Raw genomic sequence first — 23,594 nt, forward strand, 5'->3', positions numbered from 1 at the left:
AAAGGGAGGAATGATGGAAAGAAGCTCTTGGCTCAGGGAATTGAGACGGAAAGAAATCATAGACCCATTAAGGGAGGATCCACGTACCCGCGCAAACCCAGGAACGCTCTTGGGTTGGCACCCGGACAGAATTTTCAACGTGGCAATTGGCATGGGCCAAGCCGACTTCGACCGATCGATTGAAGATCTCACCGGTTCGGACCGAGCGCGGCTCTACGCATATTTCAACCAGAAGCGGCATATCGACGAACTCGTGCACGCATTTGGGTTGATGGTCGGAGATCCACTGGAGCTGCGCAAAGCGACAGTCATCGACATTGGCTGCGGCCCGTTCACCGCAGGTCTCGCGCTTGCAGAGGTGCTGACGGCACGTACGCCATTCAGATACGTCGGCGTGGACCGCGCCAACTCGATGTGCGCGCTTGGTCTGCAGTTGTCCAGAGCGGCAATCGCGGCCAATGCCCTCCACGGCGACACGTCCATAGAGTTCCGCCACGACCTCGACACCTGCGACTTTGGTCCTGATTGCCGAAACGGATGGACGGTGGTGGTGCTCTCCTACCTCCTGGCTAGCGGCAGCGTCGAAGTGAATAAGCTGGTGGCGAGCATTGTTTCCGCAGCGGACCGGATCGGCCCGGGCCCAGTCGCCGTGATCCATACAAACAGCGCAGCGTCTGCTGCAAACGCCAAGTTTGCTGAACTCTCCAAGGCATTGACTGGCGCCGAATTCGCGACGGTAGTAGATGAACAAGAGGTGTTCATCCACACGGACTCTTCACCCAAATCCCTGCACTACGCGCTCTTCGTCAGGCAACGACGCGTCGGTCTCCACTCACCGAAGGGAGTTGCATGAAGCTACCTACGTTCGACGAACTTGCCGACGACCAGCTCACCATCTGGGACCACGACCCGGACAAAGCACTTTTCGTTCTGGGCCCGCCCGGGTCCGGCAAGACCTCCTTGGCAATTTGGCGCGCGCGCTATGTTTCGACGGCGCCACTTTCGCAATCCGTGAAGATCATCACGCGCAATCGTCTTCTTGCGTCTTCGGCCGAACAGGTTTCCCGCGCCGATGCCGATCGCCGCGTCGTCAGTGCGACTACCATGCATCGCTTTGTATCGAGCGACTACTACGCGCGCTTCAACGACTTCGCACCAGAGCCCCAACGCTTCATTTACGACTGGGCTCGCATCATTGCGAAATATGAGACGGCCAAAATTGTTCCCACGCTGGGCCACCTGATCATAGACGAGGGACAGAATCTGCCGCCCGGCTTCTTCGCGTGGGCCGTGCGCTTTGGTGCCAAGGTCGTGACCGTCTTTGCTGATGAAAACCAGACAACCATGTCTGAGCATTCAAGCATTGCAGACATCCTGAGCGCCGGTCTGCCTGCGCCAGTGTGGCTATCGAAAAACTACCGCAATTGCGAAGAGATCGTCGAGCTGATGGAGCAATTCCACAGGTCGCGGGTACTTCCACCGGCCTCCGTACGCGTCGACCCGTCCGGTGAGCGTCCGAGTATTCGCAGCATCGGGGACTGGCATGCGCTGGTGAGCATGGTTACCACGCGCTTCCGCAACCGCGGCTCCTCAATAGGCGTCATCGTCGAAAAATCCAGCGACGTTGCCGAGCTTCGAGCGAAGTTGTCGAGTGCGTTGGATAAGGTTCGGATCGACTCCTACACGCATGAGTCGCCGTCCGGGACGGAGGCCTTGATCAAGCTGCGCGACCCCGGCGTGACGGTGCTCACAGGCGAGTCCGCGATCGGCCTTGAATTCGAAAGCGTGTTTCTCCAAGATCTGGCGCGCTCCCTTCCGATCGGAACCGACGCCGAGCGGCGGCGGCTTTACATGCTTTGCGCACGCGCGTCCAAAAGCCTCGTACTCGTCAACGGCACGACACCGCTCACAGCGGCACAATTGGCAAGCCTCCCAGACGCCAGATACCTCGAACGATGACCCCTGCCGGACACACTCAGCTCGACTTTCTCGAACACGAGGAAGCCGCTGTCGTCGCTGCCGAGAACCCTCGTCGCATGGCTTTGGTGATCGACCATCGGCGCTGGATGGGTTTCCTGGCAGAAGAGTGGCTCTTTTCGAACTCCGCTGGCATACCGATTCGACTGAGCACCGGCCAGGCGCGATCTAGCGAGGAAAATTCCGGTCGAATCCTGATACAGGTCTGGTTCGATCTCTGCGCCCTCCCCGTCGAACAGGTGTTTGCGCTGCGGGGTGGCGACTGGGTGGAAGCGCCGATTGACGGCCTGTTGGCAGACGACACCGAGGTAGCGTGGCCCGGACCCCTGCCTTTGTTCGCTGTCGACAAGTTCTGCGTCAGATCGCGTGCAGACGCGGACCGCCTGACGGCGATGGCACAAGGTTTTGCCAATATCGAATTGCCCACGCAGGCCATCGAGGTGGCATCGTTCGATGTCCAGCCCGCGTCGGATTGGCCGCCGCTCTCCAACGATGCGGGCGGCCCCCCGGAACTGTGGAACGCCATGCGAGGGGCTGCCGCGATGGCAACGTGGGCCGTGCCCGCCATCGACCCTTGGCTGGACGTGCTTTGCGCGTCGTTGTCGGACACCCGAGCAGACACCCGAATGCTCGAGAAGGTCCATGCGCCTTGGTGGTGTTTGGCCCCCTGGCAGAGCGAAGATTCAGCAGGTGCCGAATCACCGCCGCTCTGGCGTGCGATGCTTTTTGTGCTGGCGCGATCCAATCCCGCGAAGGAATTGCAAGCACGCGAAAAGTTAGCGGCCATCTGCGAGCTGGCCCGGACGCTTGGAGAAGACGCTAGCCGGCTGGATCTGCTCATGCAAAGCACATCCGATCTGCTCGCGGACCGGAAGACGCTCGAACAGGTCGCCTCGGACGACGATGTGCTTGGTCTTGCCCTGCAGCTGGTTCTTCTTCGTCCCAGACCCGAGCAATACGCGACCTGGAAAGACGATTGGCCTGCCATGCCGCCGGGCGCCTGGTGGACTGGCGCGACGCTTTCGGGCCTGCTATGCGGATACAGGGCACTCGACTGCAGGTTTCGCGGATCTTCAGCGGCGCGACGCCTGCTTGCCCTTCGGACCTGGCGCCTCGGCGAGGCGCGTCCCAAATCCCGTGCGGGCTGGCCAGCGATGTCCATCGAAGTGCTGGACTGGATAGCATCGCCGAACGCGATATCGCTGCGGGCCAACGGAAACGTCTGGGCAGAGCGCGGAGCGAGCAATCGTGGGCTCTGGTACCGAGCGGACATGAATGACCCCGAGATCGCTGAACACGTCGAAGCCCTTGCCGAAGAATTTCGCCCGTCGCTGTTTCGGCGTTTTTTGCGCGTGAGCAATGCAAGGGTGCCGATCCGGGGAAGTGGTGTCATCGAGATCGAGGACGACCCGCCTCGATTGGTGATCGAAGGCGCCGTCGAACTCGCGTTCGACCCCGCGATGATTACGGAGGTCAGCAGGCTTGATGGCGACGCTTTCCGCGATTGGCTCGCTACGTCCACGGTGCCACACCGCCTGCCGCGACCGCCTGTATTGCCCAGGCGTCTGATCGTCGCCGAGCAGGCCGCTGAATTTCAGACATCGACGCTCAAGAGATCTCCAGCCAAGTTGAAGAAGTTGCCGCTCCCCAGCGCAGCTGTGCCAGAGGGCCTTGTCGTCCGCGAGAACTTCCTTTCAGAACAGGAAGAAATTGCCCTGTTGCAGACCATCGATCAGGCGACCTGGAGCAAGGTGTTGTCGCGGAAGGTCCAGCACTATGGATGGACCTACGACTACCGCTCCCGCAAAGTCGAATCCAAAGGCTATCTCGGCCCTCTTCCAGCCTGGGCGCACGCCCTGGCCAGCCGGCTTTTTTCAGAGGGGCTTCTCCACGAAATGCCGGATCAGGTCATCGTCAACGAGTACCTTGGCGAACAAGGTATTTCCAGGCACACCGACTGCCCCGAATGCTTTCGCGGCCCCATTGCGACGGTCAGCCTGAACGAGGCCTGGGAAATGGTCTTCCATCGCAAAGAGGCCACCGGCAAGACTTCAAGATATGCCCAGGTCCTCCCGCGCGGCAGCGTGGCAATCCTGAGCGGCGCTTCGAGGTCGGAATGGACGCACGAGATTCCGAAGCGCAAGAAAGAAGCGGGCGTTTTGCGCGTGCGTCGTGTTTCCGTGACATTCAGAAAAGTGAATGCGGAGGCGCCGGTGCCGTGAATGGTGGCGACGGCTGTCCTCCGCTGTTGATGCGCTTCAGAACTCCTGCGACACCGGCCGCAGCACCACTTCATTGATGTCCACGTTCGCAGGCTGCTCCACCGCATAGACGACCGCGCGCGCCACCGAATCCGCCGGGATCTGGTTGGCGTCGTAGAACGCCTTCACGCCGGCGGCGCTCTCGGCGTCGCTGCTGCCGAACTTCAGCTCCGAGTCCACCGCGCCGGGCGACACGACGGTCACGCGCACGCCACTGTTGCCCATTTCCACGCGCAGCCCTTCCGAGATGGCGCGCACCGCATGCTTGGTTGCGCTGTAGACGGTGCCGATGGGCGTGAACACCTTGAGCCCCGCGATCGACGCGATGTTGACGATATGCCCGCTGCCCTGCGCCTGCATGCGCGGCAGCACGGCGGCAATGCCGTACAGCACGCCCTTGATGTTGACGTCGATGGTGCGGTCCCACTCGTCGACCTTGAGCTTTTCCATGGGCGACAGCGGCATCACGCCCGCGTTGTTCACCAGCACGTCGATGCGGCCGAAGGCCTCCACCGTGGCGGCGGCGAGCTTGTCGAGGTCGGCGCGCCTGGCCACGTCGGTGGCCACCGCGATGGCCTCGCCGCCGGCTTCGCGGATTTCGGCGACGACCTTCTCGAGCCGGTCGGTGCGGCGGGCGGCGAGCACCACCCTGGCGCCGCGCGCGGCCAGGTGGCGCGCGGTCGATTCGCCGAGCCCGCTGCTCGCGCCGGTGACGATGGCGACCTTGCCCTTGATGTTGTCTTGAACGGATGTCATGGCTGCTTTCCTTTGCTGGGGTGTTGAAGAGATGCCCTCAGTGTGGAAAATCCGCCTGTTCCCGTAAATGAAACTCTGGCGACTTCAAAATTCCTGAAAAAGGAACACTCCAGCTCCCATGTCCAATCGCCTCGAAGCCCTGCGCGTTTTCTGCGCCGCCGCCGACGCCGCCAACTTCCGCGACGCGGCCGTGCGCCTGTCGGTGTCGCCGCAGGTGGTGACGCGCGCCGTTCGCGAGCTCGAGGAACAGCTCGGCGAGCCCCTCTTCCACCGCAGCACGCGCGGCGTGCAGCTCACCGACTTCGGCCGGCAGCTCGCCGAGCGTGCGCGCGTGGCGGTGGGCGGCGTGGACGAGCTGTTCCACCGCACGGACCGGCGCGCGCTCTCGCAGCACGAGGGCACGGTGCGGGTCACGGCGCCGGGCATCTTCGGCCGGCGGCTGATTCCGCAGGCGCTGGCGCCGATGCTCGCCGCGCACCCCGGCCTCGTGCTGGACCTGCGCGTGTCGGAAGAGCATGCCGACGTGGTCGACCAGCAGATCGACATCGGCGTGCGCGTCGGGCCGCTGCGCGACGCGCGCTTCGTGGCGCGGCCGGTGGGCAAGATGGCGCTGCACGTGGTGGCCGCGCCATCGCTCATTGCGCGCACCGGCGTGCCGAAGAAGATAGACGCGCTCGCGGGCCTGCCGCTCACCGCGCTGATCGACCGCATGTCGGGCAGGCCTTGGCCGATGCTCTTCAGCAAGGGCCGGCAACTGGCGGTGACATCGCCCGCCTTCGTCACCGACGACTTCGATGCCGAAGGCGCGGCAGTGCTCGCCGGCCTGGGCTTCGCGCAGCTGATCGGCTCGCTGGCGGAGCCCTGGCTGAAATCGGGCGCGCTGGTGCCGGTGCTGGAAGCCGACGCGCCGGAGCCGTGGCCTGTCTACGTGTACCGCCCGCAGCGCGCGCCGGTGCCGGCGCGCGTGCGGCTGGTCTACGACGAACTGGTCAGCGTGCTGCGCTGAACGCTCAAAGCTTGAACGGGACCACTTCCTGGCGCTGCTCGCCCAGGCCTTCGATGCCCAGCGTCATCACGTCGCCCTTCTTCAGGAACAGCGGCGGCTTCATGCCCATGCCCACGCCGGGCGGCGTGCCGGTGGTGATGACGTCGCCGGGCATCAGCGTCATGAACTGGCTCACGTAGCTCACGATCTTGGCCACGCTGAAGATCATGGTCCTGGTGCTGCCGGTCTGCACGCGCTGGCCGTTCAGGTCGAGCCACATCGAGAGCTTCTGCGGGTTCTCGATTTCGTCGCGCGTCACCAGCCAGGGGCCGATGGGGCCGAAGGTGTCGCAGCCCTTGCCCTTGTCCCAGGTGCCGCCGCGCTCTATCTGGTATTCGCGTTCGCTGATGTCGTTGATGGTGCAGTAGCCGGCCACGTAGTCGAGCGCGCTCTTCTGCGACACATAGCGCGCGCGCGTGCCGATGACCACGCCGAGCTCGACTTCCCAGTCGGACTTGACCGAGCCCTTGGGCAGCATCACCGGGTCGTTCGGGCCCTGGATGCAGCTGTTGGCCTTGGTGAACACCACGGGCTCCTTGGGCACCGGCAGGCCGGATTCGGCCGCATGGTCCGCATAGTTCAGGCCGATGGCGATGAACTTGCCGACGTTGGCCACCGGCGCGCCGAAGCGCGGCTTGCCCTTGACCAGCGGCAGCTTGTCGACCTTCTGCTTGCGCAGCCTGGCAATGGCGGCATCGCCCAGTTGCTCGGGGCCGATGTCCTTGACGACGGCGCTCAGGTCGCGCAGCTTGCCGTCGCTGTCGATGAGGCCGGGCTTTTCCTTGCCGGGGTTGCCATAGCGGACGAGTTTCATGCTTTCCTTTCAGTGCATTGAATTGATCAGTACGTGGAGCGGCCACCGGAGAGGTCGAAGACCGCGCCGGTGGAGAACGAGCAATCTTCGGTGCAGAGCCAGCCGACCATCGCGGCCACCTCTTCCACCGTGCCGAAGCGGCCCATGGGAATCTTCGAGAGCATGAAGGCGATGTGCTCGGGCGTCATCTGGTCGAAGATGGCCGTCTTCACCGCCGCGGGCGTCACGCAGTTCACGCGGATGCCGGTGTCAGCCAGCTCCTTGCCGAGCGACTTGGTCAGGCCGATGACGGCCGCCTTGCTCGCGCTGTAGGCGCTGGCGTTGGGGTTGCCGTCCTTGCCGGCCACCGAGGCGATGTTGACGATGCGGCCGTAGCCCCGGTCGCCCTGCTTGCGCATCTGCGCGACCACCTCGCGGCAGCACAGGAACACGCCGGTGATGTTGACGTCCATCACCTGTCGCCAGTCGTCCACCGGGTAGTCCCACAGCTTGGCGTTGGGCCCGGTGATGCCGGCGCTGTTGACCAGCGCATCGATGTGCGGCACCTGCGCCAGCGTGGCCGCCACGGCCTTGGCGACCGACGGCTGCTGCGACACGTCGACCTTCAGCGCGAAGGCCTTGCCGCCGAGCGATTCGGCCGCCCTTTGCACCGCCTCTTCGTCGCGGTCCCACAGCGTGACGCTGCCGCCCGAGGCCAGCAGCCGCTGCGCGATGCCGAAGCCCAGGCCCGTGGCGCCGCCGGTGACGACCGCATGGCGGCCCGAGAAATCGAGCTGGTTCATGTCGTGATGCCGATGGCTCCTCGTGTCTTCGGGTTAGGCCCGATGATGGCCCGGGCGGTGTATCGTATTCTGAATTGGCCTTACCACTTGGCCAATTCAGGACAACCCTTAACCCACCTTCCCGACCTCGTGCCCCTCCAGACCCTCGAACCCCAGCGCCTCTACCGCCAGATTGCAGACCAGCTCCGCGGCCTGATCGCCGAGGGCGAGTTCGACGTCGGCGCGCGCATTCCCGCCGAACGCGACCTCGCCAAGCAGCTGGGCGTGAGCCGCCCTTCGGTGCGCGAGGCGCTGATCGCGCTGGAGGTGGAAGGCTGGGTCGAGATAAGAACCGGCTCGGGCGTGTACGTGCTGGACCGCTCGCACCGCACCGGCGCCCCCACGGCCGGCACCGAGTGGGGGCCGCTCGAGATCATCCGCGCGCGCCGCATGGTGGAAGGCGAGACCGCCGCCACCGCCGCGCAGCACGGCAAGCGCAAGGACGTGGACGCCATGCGCCGCGCGATCCGCATGATGCGCGAGACGGCCGCGCGCAACGAGGTGCCGCACGAAGGCGACCGCGCCTTCCACCTGGCCATCGTCAACGCCTGCGACAACGTGGTGCTGACCGAGACGGTGCAAGGCTTCTGGGAATCGCGGCACGGGCCGATCTTCGCGCGCATGATCGATTACTTCGAGACCATGGAATCGTGGCAGGCCGCCATCGGCGAGCACGAAGCCATCGTCGATGCCATCGCGGCGCGCGACGCGGCAGCCGCGCGCGACGCGATGCACCAGCACATGGACAAGTTCCACCAGAGATTCAGCGCGAGCTGGCGCCGCGCGAAGGCCTCCTGACAACAAACAAGCGCCGGCAGACACCCCACCATGACCCCCTACATCCGACTCCACCCCGCCGACGACGTCGTCATCGCGCGCTCCCAACTGCTCGGCGGCACCACGGTCGAGAACGTGGCCGTGCGCGGCCTGATTCCGCCGGGCCACAAGATCGCGATGCGCGACATCGCGCAGGGCGAACCGGTGCGCCGCTACAACCAGATCATCGGCTTTGCGAGCCGCCCCATCGGTGCGGGCGAGCATGTGCACACGCAGAACCTGGACATGGGCCCGGACAAGGGCGACTTCGAACGCGACTACGCCTTCGGCGCCGACGTGAAGCGCGCCCCCGCGAAGCGCGAGGCCACCTTCATGGGCATCAAGCGCAAGGACGGCCGCGTGGCCACGCGCAACTACATCGGCGTGCTGACCAGCGTGAACTGCTCGGCCACCGCCGCGCGCGCCATTGCCGACCACTTCTCGCGCAAGACCAATCCGCAGGCACTGGCTGCGTTCCCGAACGTGGACGGCGTGGTCGCGCTCACGCACGGCACCGGCTGCGGCATGGACACGCAGGGCATGGGCATGCAGATACTGGAGCGCACGCTCACGGGCTATGCCACGCACCCGAACTTCGCGGGCGTGCTGGTGGTCGGCCTTGGCTGCGAGGCCAACCAGATCAACGCCTGGCTCGCGACCGGCCACCTGGCCGAGGGCGAGAACTTCCGCACCTTCAACATCCAGGACACGGGCGGCACGCGCAAGACGGTCGAGAAAGGCGTTGCGCTCATCGAGGAGATGCTGCCGCGCGCCAACGCGGTGAAGCGCGAGCCCTGCAGCGCGGCGCACATCACCATCGGGCTGCAGTGCGGCGGCTCCGACGGGTATTCGGGCATCAGCGCCAACCCGGCGCTGGGCGCGGCCGTCGACCTGCTGGTGGCGCATGGCGGCACGGCCATCCTGAGCGAGACGCCCGAGGTGTACGGCGCGGAGCACCTGCTCACGCGCCGCGCGGTGAAGCGCGAGGTCGGCCAGAAGCTGGTGGACCGCATCAAGTGGTGGGAGCACTACACCGAGATCAACCAGGGCGAGATGAACAACAACCCCTCGCCCGGCAACAAGGCGGGCGGGCTCACCACCATCCTCGAGAAGTCGCTGGGCGCGGTCGCCAAGGGCGGCACCAGCAACCTCGAGGCGGTGTACGAATACGCGGAGCCCGTCACCGCGCACGGCTTCGTCTACATGGACACGCCGGGCTACGACCCGGTGAGCGCCACGGGCCAGGTGGCCGGCGGCGCCAACCTCATCTGCTTCACCACGGGGCGCGGCTCGGCTTACGGCTGCGCACCCTCGCCCTCGCTCAAGCTGGCCACCAACTCGGCGCTGTGGCAGCGGCAGGAAGAAGACATGGACATCAATTGCGGCGAGATCGTCGACGGCACCGCGTCCATCCAGGAGATGGGCCAGCGCATCTTCGAGCTGGTGCTGGCTACCGCCTCGGGCGCGCACTCCAAGAGCGAGCAGCACGGCTACGGGCAGAACGAGTTCGTTCCGTGGCAGGTCGGCGCGGTGATGTAGGCCCCCACGAGCACGAGGAGCAGCATGGCCACCCTTCCCTTCGGCTTTCTCGAGGGCACCGGCTTCGAGCACCTGGACCCGCGCTTCAAGCCGCGCATTCCCGGCCCCGAGCGCCTGCAGCGCCTGTGGACCGGCGCGCGCTGGTGCGAAGGCCCCGCGTGGTTCGCCGCGCACCGCACGCTGGTGTGGTCGGACATTCCGAACAACCGCATGCTGCGCTACGACGAGGTCAACGGCACGGTCGGCGTGTTCCGCGAGCCGGCCAACAACACCAACGGCCACACGGTCGACCGCGAAGGCCGGCTCGTGAGCTGCGAGCACCTCACGCGGCACGTGACGCGCACCGAGCACGACGGCTCCATCACCGTGCTGGCGTCTCACTGGCAGGGCAAGCGCCTCAATTCACCCAACGACGTGGTGGTGCATTCGGACGGGGGCGTGTGGTTCACCGACCCGAGCTACGGCATCCTCTCCGACTACGAAGGGCTGAAGGCCGACAGCGAGATCGGCGCCTGCCACGTCTACCGCATCGACCCCGCCAGCGGCGAAGTGCAGCGCATGGCCGACGACTTCGTGAAGCCCAACGGGCTGGCGTTCTCGCCAGACGAATCGCTGCTGTACATCGCCGATACCGGCGCGAGCCATGCGGCGGACGGGCCGCGCCACATCCGCCGCTTCAGGGTGGGCGCCGACGGCCGCAGCCTGAGCGGCGGCGAGGTGTTCGCCGAATGCACCAACGGCCTGTTCGACGGTTTCCGGCTCGACACCGAAGGCCGCATCTGGACCAGCGCCGCCGACGGCGTGCACGCCTACGACCCCGACGGCACGCTGCTGGGCAAGATCCTCGTGCCCGAGCGCGTGGCCAACGTGTGCTTCGGCGGCCCCAAGCGCAACCGGCTGTTCGTCTGCGCCACCACCTCCCTCTATGCCATCACGCTGAACGCGAAAGGAATCTGATCCATGTCCAGAACATTGCCGGCCGACCACCTGCAGGCCACCGTCGCCAGCATCCTGCAGGCGGCGGGCAGCGCGCCCGCGGAGGCGCAGCAGGTGGCCGCGAACCTCGTGCTCGCCAACCTGAGCGGCCACGACTCGCACGGCGTGGGCATGCTGCCGCGCTACATCGACGCAGTGGCCGAGGGCGGCCTGAAGCCGAACACGGCCGTGAAGATCAATCTCGACATCGGCACGCTGATGGGCCTGGACGGCCAGCACGGCTACGGGCAGGTCGTGGGCGTGCAGGCAATGGAGCTGGGCATTGCGCGGGCCAAGCAGCACGGCAGCTGCATCTTCACGCTCTCGCACGCGCACCACCTGGGGCGCATCGGGCACTTCGCGGAAATGGCGACGGCGCAGGGGCTGGTGTCGATGCATTTCGTCAACGTGCTGTCGCGCCCGGTGGTCGCGCCCTGGGGCGGCGGCGACGGGCGCTTCGGCACCAACCCGTGCTGCATCGGCGTGCCGCTGGCGGGCGCCGAGCCCTTCGTGCTCGACTACGCCACCAGCCGGGTGGCGCAGGGCAAGATGCGCGTGGCCCACAACAAGGGCGAGCGCGTGCCCGACGGCTACCTGATCGACGAGAACGGCGCGCCCACCAACGACCCCGGCGTGGTCGTGGTGCCGCAGGGCAACGGCCTGTTCGGCGCGCTCATGACCTTCGGCGAGCACAAGGGCTACGGCATGGCCGTGGCCTGCGAACTGCTGGGCGGCGCGCTCACGGGCGGCGGCACCTGGCACCGGCAGGCGGACACGGCGCGCACCGTGCTCAACGGCATGCTCACGGTGCTGATCGACCCCGAGAAGCTGGGCACGCAGAAGTCCTTCGACGAAGAAGCGCGCGAATTTGTCGAGTGGCTGCGCCGCAGCCCGCCGGGACAGGGCTTCGACGGGGTGCAACTGGCCGGCGAGCCGGAGCGCAAGGCACGCGCGGCGCGGCGCAAGGACGGGATCTGGGTGGACGACGCGACGTGGGGGGAAATCGTCGCGGCGGGAGCGAAGGTGGGCGTGGCCGTGGCGGCCTGATTCGCCGCACGCCGCACAGGAAGCCCGTCAGACGATCAGCGCGATCGTCGCTTCCAGGTGCTCCGACGGTGCGCGCCGGAACCCCGAACGTGCAAAGCGCTGCAGCTGCCCGACCACGAAGGCGGTGAGCGCGGCGGCGCGCACCTGGGCATCGACGCTCGGCGTGGCCGAACCGTCGGCGCTGGCGGCGCCGCGCAGCACCTGACGCAGCGTGGCCTCGATCTTGTCGAAGAACTGGTTCATGCGCTGCTGCAGGCGTTCGTTTTCGAACACCAGCGCGTCGCCCACCATCACGCGCGTCATGCCGGGATTGCGCTCGGCGAACTGCACGAGCAGCGTGAGAATGCGGCCGGCCTGCTGGGCGCCGGTGGCGCCCTCGCGCTCGAGGATCTGGTTGACGAGCGTGAAGACGCTCTGCTCGATGAAATCGATCAGGCCCTCGAACATCTGGGCCTTGCTCGCGAAGTGGCGGTACAGCGCGGCCTCGCTCACCTCGAGGCGCGCGGCCAGCGCGGCAGTGGTGACCCGCTCGGCACCCGGCTGCTCAAGCATGGAAGCAAGCGCCTGCAGGATCTGCACGCGCCGCTCGCCCGGCTTCGGGCGCTTGCGCGCCGGCGGGGTGAGCGTTTCAGCAGGGGTCTCTACGCCGGAAGCACTGGTCGTCTCTTCGTTCTGCATGGGAGCGCGTGCAAAGATGTAAACAATTGATTCTCGCACAGCGCAGTGAGCACGCGCCCACCCGGCGCATTCGGGGCTCAGCGGGCGCGGATCATCGTCCCGTAGGCTTGGTCGGTCAGGATCTCGAGCAGCATCGCGTGCGGCACCCGGCCGTCGATGATGTGCACCGCGTTCACGCCGCTCTTGGCCGCGTCGAGCGCGCCTTCGATCTTCGGCAGCATGCCGCCGGAGATGGTGCCGTCGGCGAACAGGTCGTCGATTTCGCGCGCGCTCAGGTTGGTGAGCAGCTTGCCGTCCTTGTCGAGCACGCCGGGCGTGTTGGTCAGCAGCATGAGCTTCTCGGCCTTGAGCACGGTGGCCAGCTTGCCGGCGACGACGTCGGCGTTGATGTTGTAGCTCTCGTTGTCCTCGCCGAAGCCGATCGGGCTGACCACGGGAATGAAGGCGTCGTCCTGCAGCGCCTTGACCACGCTGGGGTCGATGGAGACGATGTCGCCCACTTGGCCCACGTCGTGCTGCAGGTTGGGGTCGGCGCGGTCGGCCAGCTTGAGCTTCTGCGCGCGGATCAGGCCGCCGTCGCGCCCGGTCAGGCCCACGGCCTTGCCGCCGGCCTGATTGATGAGGCCCACGATGTCCTGCTGCACCTCGCCCGCGAGCACCCACTCGACGACTTCCATGGTCTCGGCGTCGGTCACGCGCATGCCCTGGATGAAGCTGCCCTTCTTGCCGAGCTTGTTGAGCGCCGCCTCGATCTGCGGGCCGCCGCCGTGCACCACCACCGGGTTCATGCCGACCAGCTTGAGCAGCACCACGTCTTCCGCGAAGTCGGCCTGCAGGGCCGGGTCGGTCATGGCGTTGCCGCCGTACTTGATGACGATGGTCTTGCCGTGGAACTTGCGGATGTACGGCAGCGCCTGGGCCAGGATCTCGGCCTTGTCGCGCGGGGGGATGTTGAGGACGGGGTCGGTCATGGGCGGTCAGGCTCCAAAGCGGTGGACGATAAGGTGAAGCTCAAATTCTCGCGCAATCCTGGCGACAGCCAACTGACTGACCGCACGGGAAACACCGTGGAACCGGCTTTGCCGGGCCACCGGTGTTGCCCCCTGCAAGGGGGTTGGCGCAGCGACACGAAGTGCGCGGAGACTGGGGGTGTTCCCATTCACGGCCGCAGCCAGCGCGGCACCTTGAATCGCACGATCATCAGGTACGAGCCCACGTAGGTGGTGATGAACACCAGGCAGAAGAACATCAGCACGTAGGTGTTGTTCCAGAACAGCACCGCCGGCACCACCGACATGGCGGCAAACATCCACAGGTAGGGCGAAGTGCGGTTGTTGCGCGCCAGCAGCTGCCGGGCTTCGTCGTCCGCGAAGGCCACGCGCACGATGCGCCGGAAGATCAGCTGGTGGAAGTGCAGCGCGTCGGCCGTGCCGGGCGACTGGCCGCGCGCCAGCTTGCGGTAGATGGAGAACAGCGTCTCCCACACCGGGTAGATCAGCAGCAGCATGGGAAACCACGGCGACACCACGCGGTGACGCTGCACCAGCGTCACGCAGGCCACGGCGATGACCATGCCCCAGACGTACGCGCCGCCGTCGCCGGCGAAGATCTTGCCGCGCGGGTAGTTCCACACCAGGAAACCGAAGGTGGCGCCGACCAGGCACACCACCATGGCCGCCAGCTGCCGGTCGCCGACCTGCAGCGCCACGTGCGAGATGGCCAGGCAGACCAGCACCGCCACCGTGCCCGCGAGCCCGTTGTAGCCGTCGATGATGTTGAAGGCGTGCGGCAGCCCGCCGATGGCGAGCGCCGCGAACAGCACCGTGGCAAAGGGAATCATCGCCAGCCAGCCATCGACCGTCTCGAAGCCGGTGCGCGCCACGCCCAGCCCCAGCAGCCAGCACACCAGCAGCGCCGAGCCAATGGTCAACCCGAGCCGGTAGCGCACCTTCACGCGCTGGGTGACGTCCTCCACGATGCCGCCGAGCACGGCCGGCGCAATGCACAGCAGCGTCAGCATCGAGGTGGTGACCGGCCAGGACACGTTGAACGGGTCGGTGCCGGTGATGCCGGCCGCCAGCCAGGCCACGCCCATGCCCAGCAGGATGCCCGCACCGCCCAGGCGCGGCACATGGCCCTTGTGGAAGCGTTGGGGCATGTCGGCGCCGTAGATCCGGGCATGCCTGCGCGCGCGGCGCATGAACACCTGGACCGAGAAGGCGGCGACGAAGAAACTGATGACGATCAGAGCAATCATGTGTGGGGGTTGGGGAACCCTAGAATTCCCGAGCGAAATTAGACCATGCCGACACCCCCCTCCCCCTTCCCCGCTTCGTTTGCCCCGATCACCATTTCAATCGTGAGCCACGGCCAGCTCGCGCTGGTGCTGCCGCTGCTCGACCAGCTGGACCGCCACAGCCGCGAATCGACCGCCAAGGTGGTGCTCACGCTGAACATTCCCGAGCCGGACTTGCTCGCGGGCCGGAACTGGGGCTTCGAGGTGGAAAGGATCGAGAACGCGAGCCCCAAGGGCTTCGGCGCCAATCACAACCAGGCGTTCGAGCACTGCGCCACGCCCTGGTTCCTGGTGCTGAACCCGGACATCCGCTTCGACCGCGACGTGCTGGCGCCGCTGCTCGCCCAGGCCGCCCCCGATGCCGGCCTGCTGACGCCGCGCATCCTGGAGCCGGGCAAGAACACGCCCGAGCCGCACCGGGCGCTGCTCACGCCCTTCGAGATCGTCGGGCGCAAGAAGCCCGGCTACGTGCGCCCGAAGGTCCCGGCGTGGATTCCCGGCCTGTTCATGCTTTTTCGCAGCGAGGCCTACCGGCAGGTGCGCGGCTTCGACGAGAAGTTCTTCATGTATGGGGAAGACTTCGACATCTGCGCGCGCACCCGGCTGGCAGGCTGGAAGCTGCAGGTAGGCGAAGACCTGACGGCCCGGCACGACGCCCAGCGCGACAGCCACCGGAGCAAGAAATACCTGTACTGGCACGTGACCAGCCTGCTGAAGGTGTGGCTGTCGGGGGCGTTCTGGCGCTACCGGCGGCTCGCGGCCAAGGCGCCGGCGCGCTGACCAGCTAGTCAGCCGCGCTCGAGCAGGTCCTGCGCGATGGCATGGCCGCCCCGGCCGAAGCGGGCGTAGCGCCCGCGGGCGGCCTCGGCCAGGATCGGAACCAGCCGCAGCGGGCGCGCCTTCGGCAACCCGGCCCTGAAGCGCTGGTGCGCCACCTTGGCGCGCTGCGCCTCCAGCCAGGCGGCCGGCACCCGGTCGCCGAGCTGAAGCAGGCGCTGCAGCAGCGCATCGGCGCGATGCAGCCGCGCCACATGCTTGTCGCCGCGCTCGGCAAAGGCCTTGGCGATCTTCTCGGACAGCGTGAGCCGCCGCGCGCCGATCTGGTTGCTGGCGTGCTGGCGGTAGTCGATGGTCGGCTCGGGCAGCACGTCCATGCGGCCCGTGGCCGCGGCGATGGCGGCCAGCCACTCGTCATGCACCCACTCGGGCGCGAACGGGAGCGCCGCGTCGAGCAAAGTCCTGCGGAACATGGTGGTCGCGCCCGTCACCAGGTTGCGCCGCAGCAGCACGCTGAAGGCGTCTCCGCGCGAAATGGCCTCCAGCTCGGCGGGCTGCACTTCGAGCGCATGGAAGAGCGTGGAGCCCAGCGGCTGCAGATCGGCATCGACGAGGCGCGCGTCGGTATGCAGCAGCAGCAGGTCGGGACGAGCCTCGAATTGCGCCGCCATGCGGGCGAGGCGGCCGGGGTGCCAGACATCGTCCTGGTCGCACAGCACGATGAGCGCATGGCTGCAGGCGCGCACGGCCTGCTCGAAATTGCGCGTCACGCCCAGCGGCGGCGTGTTGCTGAACACCCGCAGCGCGATCCGGTCCGCCACGCCGCACAGTGCGATCGTGTCGCGAACGACGGCCAGCGTGTCGTCGGACGACCCGTCGTCGGACACGATGATTTCGCGCGGCAAGGGCTCCTGCGTGCAGATGCTGCGGATCTGCGCGGGCAGGTAGCGCGCGCCGTTGCGGGTGCAGAGGGCGACGGAAATGTCTGGCGTCATCAGGCCGGAGGCACGCGAGGGGGCCAGGCGTAGCTGAAGTCTTCGCGGGCGAGCATGAGGTTGGGGCTGTAGGCGGGGTCGTTCTGCAGGAGCGAACCCCATCGGCGCTTCATGTAGGCCACGTCTTCCATATAGGGGCTGCTGGCTGGCTCCCCTCCTTTTCTTTCGCGCGCGGCGGGCTTGTGATCGAGCAACTCGGCGTAGGGCGTCCAGAGGGTGCGCAGACCGGCCTCCCCCAGCCGAAGGCAGAAGTCGACATCCGCAAACGCCTCCTTGAGATGGTTTCCGTCGAAACCACCCACTTCGAGATAGCGGTCTTTGCGAACCACCAGGCATTCCGAAGCGACGGCCGACAGCGATTGGATCAACGCGGCGCGGCCGCCGTAGCCTTCGCGCCCCGCGGGCATCCCACGATGCGAGCGGCCAGCCACGCCATCCACCCCAAGGCCCAGGATGATGCCGGCGTGCGTCAGGATCCGGCGCCGGTCCATCAGGCGTGCGCCCACCGCGCCGACGCCGGGCTGCAGCGCCAGGCTCACCATTTCAGACAGCCATTCCGGCGAAATGACCTCGATGCTGTCGTCGACCAGCGCGATCACCTCTCCAGCCGCGGCACTGACCGCTTCGTTCCGCAGTTCGGCAGTTCCCAGCTTCTGCGTATGCCTCATCACCTGCACATTCCGCATCTTGGCGACAGACTCGAGGCAGACCTGCGAAGCCGAATCATCCGAAGCGTTGTCGACCACGATGATCTCGTAGTGCGGGTACGTCGTCTTCGCGATGATCGACTCTACACACCGGCGCAGCGATGCAGCGGCATTTCTCGTCGGGATGACCAAGGAGACCAGCGGCGGCGTGTCAGGCAATGCGTAGCGCACCCGGTAGCCGAACCCGATGTGCTCGGCGCTCGCGCGGGTCTGGGTCCGCTCGAAATGCTCGTTGAGCGCCCGCTCGCCGGCCACCACGGCGTAGGGCTTCGCGTCCATCGACTTCGCGGTGCTCTCGGCGTGAACGCGCCAGTGATAAAGCACCCTTGGGATATGGCGGACCTGCCCAGGTTCGATGCGCTCCATGCATCGGATCACGAGATCCCAGTCCTGCGAACCTTCCAGGCCCAGCCGGAAGCCACCCACGGCGCGAACCAGATCCGTCGAAAGCACGCCCAGGTGGCTGAACATGTTCTGCGACCGGAAAAGGTCGGGGTTCCAGTCGCACTTGAAGTACGGGCCGGAGCGGATCAGCGCTTCGTCGATCTTGTCCTCGTCGGAATAGATCAGCCGGACATCGGGATGGCTGGCAATGCAGTCGGCCACCCAGAACAGCGCGTCTGCCGGCAGCAGGTCGTCATGGTCCATCAACGCGATCCACGAACCAGTGACCAATTCGAGTGCGCTGTTGGACGCGGCGGAGATATGGCCATTCTTGGGCCGGAACGCCACCTTGATGCGCGGATCGCTGTCGGCGTACGACTTCAGGATCGCCCGGACCTCCTGCGACGGAGAGGCGTCGTCCGCGATGCACAGCTCCCAGTTCGGGTAGATCTGCTCGCGCACCGACTCGATGGCTTCGCGCAGCCAGGCCGGATTGGGGTTGTACGAAGGCATGAGCACGGAGATCAGGGGGCGCTCGGGCAGGGAGGCCACGCGCTCGGCCAGCCGGGTCCTGGCCGCAGGCGTGAGCGTGTCGTGCTCGCGAACCCAACGCGCATAGTCGTTGAACCCCGTGACGCGCCGCCCGAGTTCCCACTGAATGCCTCGCCAGCCCGCCTTGCGGAACATCCGCCATGCACGCTGGAGCCGTCCCCCGACACCAGGGGTTCTCCAGAGCACGGTCAGAAAGAAGTCGAAGAGCCGGGATACAGATTTCATAGACAACCTGCCGGCAGATGCGGCAAGGAGGAACTTTTTCGTGGAATACGCGCCGTACTGGCGGCTCGAGGGAGGAGTCAGGGCTCGATGTCAGCCAGCGGGCAATTATCTTCGCTTCCCGTTTCTGCCCCGTGCGGGGGCCTGCCGCAGGTATATCGGAATGGCCTGTTCACCTCGCCCGGTAAAATCGCTCGGTTCACACAAAGGATAAAGATGAGGCGGCCCTCCAGCGCCCCCGGCAAGACGCTCTCGCTTGGCCAGGAGGGATCCGGAGTTGTTCGGGCGAAGACGCCACAGTCCGCGCACGCAGTCTCGTATCGACGCACATGAGTCAAGTTCACTCCAACCTTCACCGCAGCGCATGGGCCGACTGGTGGGAAGGGACACGCCGCACGGACATCTGGTGGACCCTCGCCTGGTTCGACATCGTCCTGCGCTACCGGCGCTCCATGCTCGGCCCTCTTTGGCTCACGCTGAGCATGGGCGTCATGATCGGCGGCATGGGCCCGCTGTATGCCTCGCTCTTCGGCACACACCTCGACAAGTTCTTTCCCCATCTGGCGCTCGGCGTGATCTTCTGGGGCCTGTTCTCCACGATAGTCACCGATGCCTGCAACGCCTTCGTCGGATCGTCCAACTATCTCAAGCAGGGCTACTTCCCGATCAGCCTGTTCGTATGGCGAGGCCTGTCGCGCAACCTGATCCAGTTCGCCCACCAGATCGTGCTGTACATCCCCGTGGCGCTCTGGGCCGGCATCTCCTTGTCATGGTCGGCGCTGCTGGTCATTCCCGCTTTCCTGATCCTCATCGTCAACGCGCATGCGCTCGGCCTTCTGCTTGGCCTCGTCTGCACCCGCTACCGCGACGTGACGCAGATCGTCACCAGCGTCATGCAGATGCTGATGTTCCTGACCCCAGTGTTCTGGCTGCCCGAGAACCTCCCGGGCCGCGCCAAGTACGTGCTGTGGAACCCTTTCGCACAAATGCTCGACCTGCTGCGCACCCCGCTCATGGGCGGCGTGGCCCACATTCACAGCTGGATCGGCATCGGCGTGTGGACCGTGCTGTGCCTGTCGCTTGCCAGCGTGCTGTTCGTCAAATACCGCCGTCGCGTCGTCTACTGGCTCTGATCCATGGCTTCCATTTCACTCAAGAACGTTTCGGTCAGCTTCCCCATCTACGGCGCGGGCTCGGCGTCACTCAAGAAGACACTTGCGGCTTCGGTTACCGGGGGGCGCTTCGGCAAGGAAACCGGGGTCACCGTGGTGCAGGCCCTCAGCGGCCTCAACCTCGAACTGAAAAGCGGCGACCGGCTGGGCCTCATCGGCCACAACGGCGCGGGCAAGTCCACCCTGCTGCGTACGCTGGCGGGTGTCTACGAGCCGTCATCGGGCGAGTTGACGCGCCAAGGCTCGGTAGCCAGCCTGATCGATCCCGCGCTCGGCATCGAGATGGATGCAACCGGCGTCGAGAACATCATGCTGCGCGGCCTCGTGATGGGCATGAGCAAGAAGGAAGTCGACCGGCTCACACCCGAAATCTGCGAATTCAGCGGACTGGGTGAGTACGTGAACATGCCCGTTCGCACCTACTCCACCGGCATGATGATGCGCCTCGCATTCTCGATCTCGACCAGCGTCGAAGCCGACATCCTGCTGATGGACGAGTGGCTCTCCGTGGGCGACGCCGCCTTCACTGAAAAGGCCGAGCAGCGCATGCGGGACGTGGTGTCCAAGTCAGGCATTCTGGTGCTGGCATCTCATTCACCCGAATTGATTGCCAAGGAATGCAACCGGGTGATCCACATGGAGCACGGGCGGATCGTCGAGCGCTGAATTTCAGGCCAGCTGCAAGGCGTCGAGGATGGTTTCGCGCTGGTGCTGCCAGCCGAACTTGCGCAACGCATCCTCGCGCGCCCGCGCTGCCATCGACGCATACACCTCGGTGCTCTGGTCTATCGCTCGAAGAATCGATTCGGTCCATTCGTGGGCCTTCGACAGATAGCCGGTTTCGCCGTCGCTGATGGCACGGCTGTAAGTGAAGCTGGGTGACGCGATGCTCAAGGTCCCAACGCTTGCTGCTTCAAAGTATTTCAACTCCGACTTGCAGTCGGTGAAAGCATTCGATTGCAGCGGCATCAGGTTGAATTCCACCGTGCCCAGCAGTCGCTGCAGGTTCACGTAGTCATGGAACGGCTGGCGGCTGATTCGATGCCGGAACTCGCGCATGGCAGGGCCGTGGTCAATGTAGCCAACGACCATCACTTCCACATTTGGCCGCTCGGCTAGCACATCCACCAGCGATGGCTCCACGATCGCGTAATCGAGGCGGTGCGACGGCGAACCGCTGAAATACCCAAGGGTGGTCTTTCCGTTGCCTGAGAAGCGCGCGCGTTCCTTCGCTGCAAAGACCTTCTCCGCCAAGTCGAGCTGCTCCTTGTTCATGAAGTTCGGGATCACCGCCACAGGCAGGCCGGAGCAGTCTGCGATCTTCTGTGCGAGGAACGCGTTTGTCGTGATCGCTCCGTCACACAGTCTCAGCGTCTGGTGCATCCGGGCGATCATCGCAAACCAGTCGTCCCAGACACCCTTCTGGGTCACGTCGAGGCCCAGAGTCGCCACGACGAGGTGCGCGTAGTCGGTGTCGACCACAAGGTCATCGACATCGAACAGCACGCGCTTGCCGCGCGCCCTGAACTTGGTGATCAGGCCATTCACTTGATGGCAATACCGCGACCGGCAGATCACAAGCAGATCAGCGGCGTCGGCAATCTCGTCGAACCGATCGCTGTCCGACAGGAAAAAATAGCTGGCCGACACGTCGCCTGCGTCAGGCTCATTCAGCACCTGGGCCATGTTGTAGGCACGGTAGCGGAAGGTGCTGTTGTTGGGTTCTTCGTAGAAGTAAGCGACGCGCACCTTGCGTCGATACAGCATCGCCAACCGCTCCGAAAGCGGCTGGAGCCAGGGGTCCGCGTAAGGAACCGGAGAGACGTTCAAGTCAAACATCAACGTCCCGCGGTGAGCAACCGAAGGGTTTCCTCGAACGACTGGGTCCAGTCCGCACCCAAACCGTTGGCTGCGAAATTACGCTTGCGTGCTTCCTTGTCTTCAGCAAGCGCCACACCCTCACGAAGCGCGTCGACAAGCGCATCGGTGTTCAGTTCGGCACAAATGATGTTGCGCGAGTAGTTGGACAGATCCTGCTTGTTGGCGAACTTGTTGGTCACCACGACCGCGCCGCTTGCCGCAAGGTCGAACGGCGGGTAGCTGGGGTGCGGCGTGTACATCAGCGAGAGCCCGAGGTCGATCGTTCCTGCCAGGTCAGCGTAGGCCTCCCAGTTGAGCCCTTCACAGCGCTTGGGCACATAGCCATTCCCGAATGTCACATTGGGAATGTCCTTGCCGACAAGAAAGATGTCCCATTGATCAAGGTCGAGGATGCCCGTGTTGACTGCACGATCGATGATTTCGAGCCCTATATGAAACAGGTTGCGCGGGTTGTACGGCCTTGCATAGAAGAAGAAACGCTTTTTTCCGCCCGGTTCGCGCTCACGCTCGTGAAACAGCGACCTGGGAAACGACGGCTCGAACCAGCATCCATTTCTCTCCAACTGCTCCATGCCGTTGGCTTTCAAATGATCGAAAAGAAGGCGGGTGTTCACAACGAATCGAATGTCCTGGTTGTGCAGAATGCGCTCGCACTGCACCCGCTCTTCCCCGAACGGATAGAACATTCGCTCGTCTTCCTGCAGCAGATAGATGATCGAAGCATGCGGAACGCTGGGCAGTGCGGCCGCGGTCGTCCACCATGACGTGGTGACGAACGTCTCATCGGGAACGACGTCCAGGCCCGCGACTGCTCCAGCTGTCGACTCGGGTTCCTCGTTGTCGTTCGGAATCGGCGCATAGGCGAACTGGATCTCGTGAAGGAGCTCGATTCCGTACGCATTCAAAACCTGTGAAGCATTCTTCGGCGACGGCACCTCCGTACGCGTCACGACCCGCAGCGTTGCGTTCATCCGGTTGGCCAACTGCGCAGCGAACAGCAATGCAGTGCCAACACCTCCGAAAAGGCTGCCACTGCCGATGCTGTCGGTGACGAGGCTGACACGTGGGAGCGATGGCTTTGGAATCAGATAAGTCGGAAGCGGCTGAGAGTTGGGAAACTTATGGCGGATGATTTCGCCAACAGTCCCCGGGGGCCCAGACACCCCTGCGACCCAGGACCCCGCTTTAATCTTGTTAAGAACCGGCCGCCCCGCAACCGCGGCGCCTAGCTTGGTGCGAAAAAGCCGTACCGTTGCCGAGGTTCCGTTCTCTTTCCAAAATGCCAACAGTCGGCGCGCACGCACACTCATTTTTTTCCTTACACACCGAGTTGATTGTTGATAGGCGAGTCTTGAAACTATTCATCCTAGGCTCCGCCGACTGGATGATTATCCACGCTCATATCGGGGGCTCTCAAAACAAGTTGTGCGATTCTGACATCCACGCCGTGTCCTACGCTCGATGCCCCTGCATGTTGGGAAGGACGTCCTTCTTCTACGCGGGGCACTTTCGTACGCGCTCGTGAGCAGCCGTTTCCAGCGAAGATGCAGGCGGCGTGCGGAGCTCTCACGAGACCCGCTCGGACCGGCCGCTACAGCCGCGCAGGCAAGTTCATATTGCTCCGCCAGCTATATCTGGTGCGTATCGGCTTCGGTGGGGAAATCAACGCCCCGTGAAATCGGACGCGACATGTATCGTGAAAATGGCTATGCGTCTTCAACTGGGGGCGTTAAGGTCGACCGACCTAATTCCGAGCGGAAGCAAGCTCTGGGCCGGACAACGCAGCTACATCAATATGCCCGTTTCCCACCTGCTAGGTCCACAGGCACGTTAATTAAACTTGCTTCAGTTGGAGCCGACTGACCTACCAGGCCGGCAT

General features: G+C 65.0%; 21 protein-coding genes. 11 read left to right on the forward strand and 10 right to left on the reverse strand.

All coding sequences use genetic code 11. The features are described from left to right. Positions 1–151: 151 nt before the first annotated feature. The 3 genes from C4F17_RS15240 to C4F17_RS15250 are packed head-to-tail and all read left to right on the forward strand — an operon-like array spanning position 152 to position 4,199. Positions 152–853, forward strand: coding sequence for a hypothetical protein (locus C4F17_RS15240; protein ID WP_106935795.1), 702 nt, complete (start codon positions 152–154; stop codon positions 851–853). Next, the gene (locus C4F17_RS15245) at positions 850–1,959 is read left to right on the forward strand and encodes an AAA family ATPase (protein WP_106935796.1); all 1,110 of its coding nucleotides are present in this window, start codon (positions 850–852) and stop codon (positions 1,957–1,959) included. Before C4F17_RS15240 ends, C4F17_RS15245 begins: the two co-directional genes overlap by 4 nt. Beyond that, on the forward strand, positions 1,956–4,199 hold the full coding sequence (locus C4F17_RS15250; RefSeq protein WP_106935797.1) for an alpha-ketoglutarate-dependent dioxygenase AlkB: 2,244 nt from the start codon (positions 1,956–1,958) through the stop codon (positions 4,197–4,199). The genes C4F17_RS15245 and C4F17_RS15250 overlap by 4 nt, the downstream gene beginning before the upstream one ends. A 36-nt stretch (positions 4,200–4,235) precedes the next feature. Here the strand turns inward: C4F17_RS15250 and C4F17_RS15255 are convergent, their stop codons facing one another. Continuing rightward, the gene (locus C4F17_RS15255) at positions 4,236–4,994 is read right to left on the reverse strand and encodes an SDR family oxidoreductase (RefSeq protein WP_081268368.1); all 759 of its coding nucleotides are present in this window, start codon (positions 4,992–4,994) and stop codon (positions 4,236–4,238) included. Between the two features lie 118 nt (positions 4,995–5,112). On the opposite strand from C4F17_RS15255, the gene C4F17_RS15260 reads away from it, so the two are divergent. Further along, entirely contained in the window at positions 5,113–6,000 is an 888-nt protein-coding gene (locus C4F17_RS15260; protein WP_106935798.1) for a LysR family transcriptional regulator, read from the forward strand. A gap of 4 nt (positions 6,001–6,004) precedes the next feature. On the opposite strand, the gene C4F17_RS15265 is transcribed toward C4F17_RS15260, so the two are convergent. Further along, on the reverse strand, positions 6,005–6,853 hold the full coding sequence (locus tag C4F17_RS15265; protein WP_081268366.1) for a fumarylacetoacetate hydrolase family protein: 849 nt from the start codon (positions 6,851–6,853) through the stop codon (positions 6,005–6,007). 26 nt (positions 6,854–6,879) lie between these two features. Next, positions 6,880–7,635 carry an SDR family NAD(P)-dependent oxidoreductase gene (locus C4F17_RS15270; protein WP_106935799.1) on the reverse strand — a complete coding sequence of 252 codons (756 nt, stop codon included), beginning with the start codon at positions 7,633–7,635 and terminating at the stop codon, positions 6,880–6,882. Positions 7,636–7,764: 129 nt separating this feature from the next. Between C4F17_RS15270 and C4F17_RS15275 the strand changes: the two genes are divergently transcribed. The 4 genes from C4F17_RS15275 to C4F17_RS15290 are packed head-to-tail and all read left to right on the forward strand — an operon-like array spanning position 7,765 to position 12,051. Further along, positions 7,765–8,472, forward strand: a complete 708-nt coding sequence (locus C4F17_RS15275) for a FadR/GntR family transcriptional regulator (RefSeq protein WP_081268364.1) — start codon at positions 7,765–7,767, stop codon at positions 8,470–8,472. A gap of 30 nt (positions 8,473–8,502) precedes the next feature. Further along, entirely contained in the window at positions 8,503–10,029 is a 1,527-nt protein-coding gene (locus tag C4F17_RS15280) for a UxaA family hydrolase (protein WP_106935800.1), read from the forward strand. Positions 10,030–10,053: 24 nt separating this feature from the next. After that, complete coding sequence (locus C4F17_RS15285; RefSeq protein ID WP_106935801.1) at positions 10,054–10,986, forward strand: SMP-30/gluconolactonase/LRE family protein; 933 nt, start codon at positions 10,054–10,056, stop codon at positions 10,984–10,986. 3 nt (positions 10,987–10,989) lie between these two features. After that, complete coding sequence (locus C4F17_RS15290) at positions 10,990–12,051, forward strand: malate/lactate/ureidoglycolate dehydrogenase (RefSeq protein WP_106935802.1); 1,062 nt, start codon at positions 10,990–10,992, stop codon at positions 12,049–12,051. 27 nt (positions 12,052–12,078) lie between these two features. On the opposite strand, the gene slmA is transcribed toward C4F17_RS15290, so the two are convergent. The 3 genes from slmA to C4F17_RS15310 all read right to left on the reverse strand — a co-directional run bounded on the left by slmA (position 12,079) and on the right by C4F17_RS15310 (position 14,986). Continuing rightward, a complete protein-coding gene (gene slmA / locus C4F17_RS15295) occupies positions 12,079–12,729 on the reverse strand; it encodes a nucleoid occlusion factor SlmA (RefSeq protein WP_081268360.1) in 651 nt (216 codons plus the stop codon). Between the two features lie 77 nt (positions 12,730–12,806). Next, positions 12,807–13,700: an acetylglutamate kinase gene (gene argB, locus C4F17_RS15300; RefSeq protein WP_081268359.1), complete on the reverse strand. Its 894-nt coding sequence runs from the start codon at positions 13,698–13,700 to the stop codon at positions 12,807–12,809. A 188-nt stretch (positions 13,701–13,888) separates the two neighbouring features. Continuing rightward, positions 13,889–14,986, reverse strand: coding sequence for a glycosyltransferase family 4 protein (locus C4F17_RS15310; protein WP_081268358.1), 1,098 nt, complete (start codon positions 14,984–14,986; stop codon positions 13,889–13,891). Between the two features lie 45 nt (positions 14,987–15,031). Between C4F17_RS15310 and C4F17_RS15315 the strand changes: the two genes are divergently transcribed. Beyond that, positions 15,032–15,805, forward strand: coding sequence for a glycosyltransferase family 2 protein (locus tag C4F17_RS15315; protein ID WP_106935803.1), 774 nt, complete (start codon positions 15,032–15,034; stop codon positions 15,803–15,805). Positions 15,806–15,813: 8 nt separating this feature from the next. Here the strand turns inward: C4F17_RS15315 and C4F17_RS15320 are convergent, their stop codons facing one another. Both C4F17_RS15320 and C4F17_RS15325 read right to left on the reverse strand, forming a co-directional pair. After that, on the reverse strand, positions 15,814–16,797 hold the full coding sequence (locus C4F17_RS15320) for a glycosyltransferase family 2 protein (RefSeq protein WP_106935804.1): 984 nt from the start codon (positions 16,795–16,797) through the stop codon (positions 15,814–15,816). Beyond that, positions 16,797–18,665 carry a glycosyltransferase family 2 protein gene (locus tag C4F17_RS15325; protein ID WP_234382108.1) on the reverse strand — a complete coding sequence of 623 codons (1,869 nt, stop codon included), beginning with the start codon at positions 18,663–18,665 and terminating at the stop codon, positions 16,797–16,799. Before C4F17_RS15325 ends, C4F17_RS15320 begins: the two co-directional genes overlap by 1 nt. A gap of 326 nt (positions 18,666–18,991) precedes the next feature. On the opposite strand from C4F17_RS15325, the gene C4F17_RS15330 reads away from it, so the two are divergent. Then, the gene (locus C4F17_RS15330) at positions 18,992–19,795 is read left to right on the forward strand and encodes an ABC transporter permease (RefSeq protein ID WP_106935806.1); all 804 of its coding nucleotides are present in this window, start codon (positions 18,992–18,994) and stop codon (positions 19,793–19,795) included. Between the two features lie 3 nt (positions 19,796–19,798). After that, positions 19,799–20,500, forward strand: coding sequence for an ABC transporter ATP-binding protein (locus C4F17_RS15335; protein WP_106935807.1), 702 nt, complete (start codon positions 19,799–19,801; stop codon positions 20,498–20,500). 3 nt (positions 20,501–20,503) lie between these two features. Here the strand turns inward: C4F17_RS15335 and C4F17_RS15340 are convergent, their stop codons facing one another. Both C4F17_RS15340 and C4F17_RS15345 read right to left on the reverse strand, forming a co-directional pair. Next, entirely contained in the window at positions 20,504–21,673 is a 1,170-nt protein-coding gene (locus C4F17_RS15340; protein WP_106935808.1) for a glycosyltransferase family protein, read from the reverse strand. Beyond that, complete coding sequence (locus C4F17_RS15345) at positions 21,673–23,025, reverse strand: rhamnosyltransferase WsaF family glycosyltransferase (protein ID WP_106935809.1); 1,353 nt, start codon at positions 23,023–23,025, stop codon at positions 21,673–21,675. The genes C4F17_RS15340 and C4F17_RS15345 overlap by 1 nt, the downstream gene beginning before the upstream one ends. Positions 23,026–23,594: the final 569 nt, after the last annotated feature.

Source organism: Variovorax sp. PMC12 (assembly GCF_003019815.1).
GTDB lineage: Bacteria > Pseudomonadota > Gammaproteobacteria > Burkholderiales > Burkholderiaceae_C > Variovorax.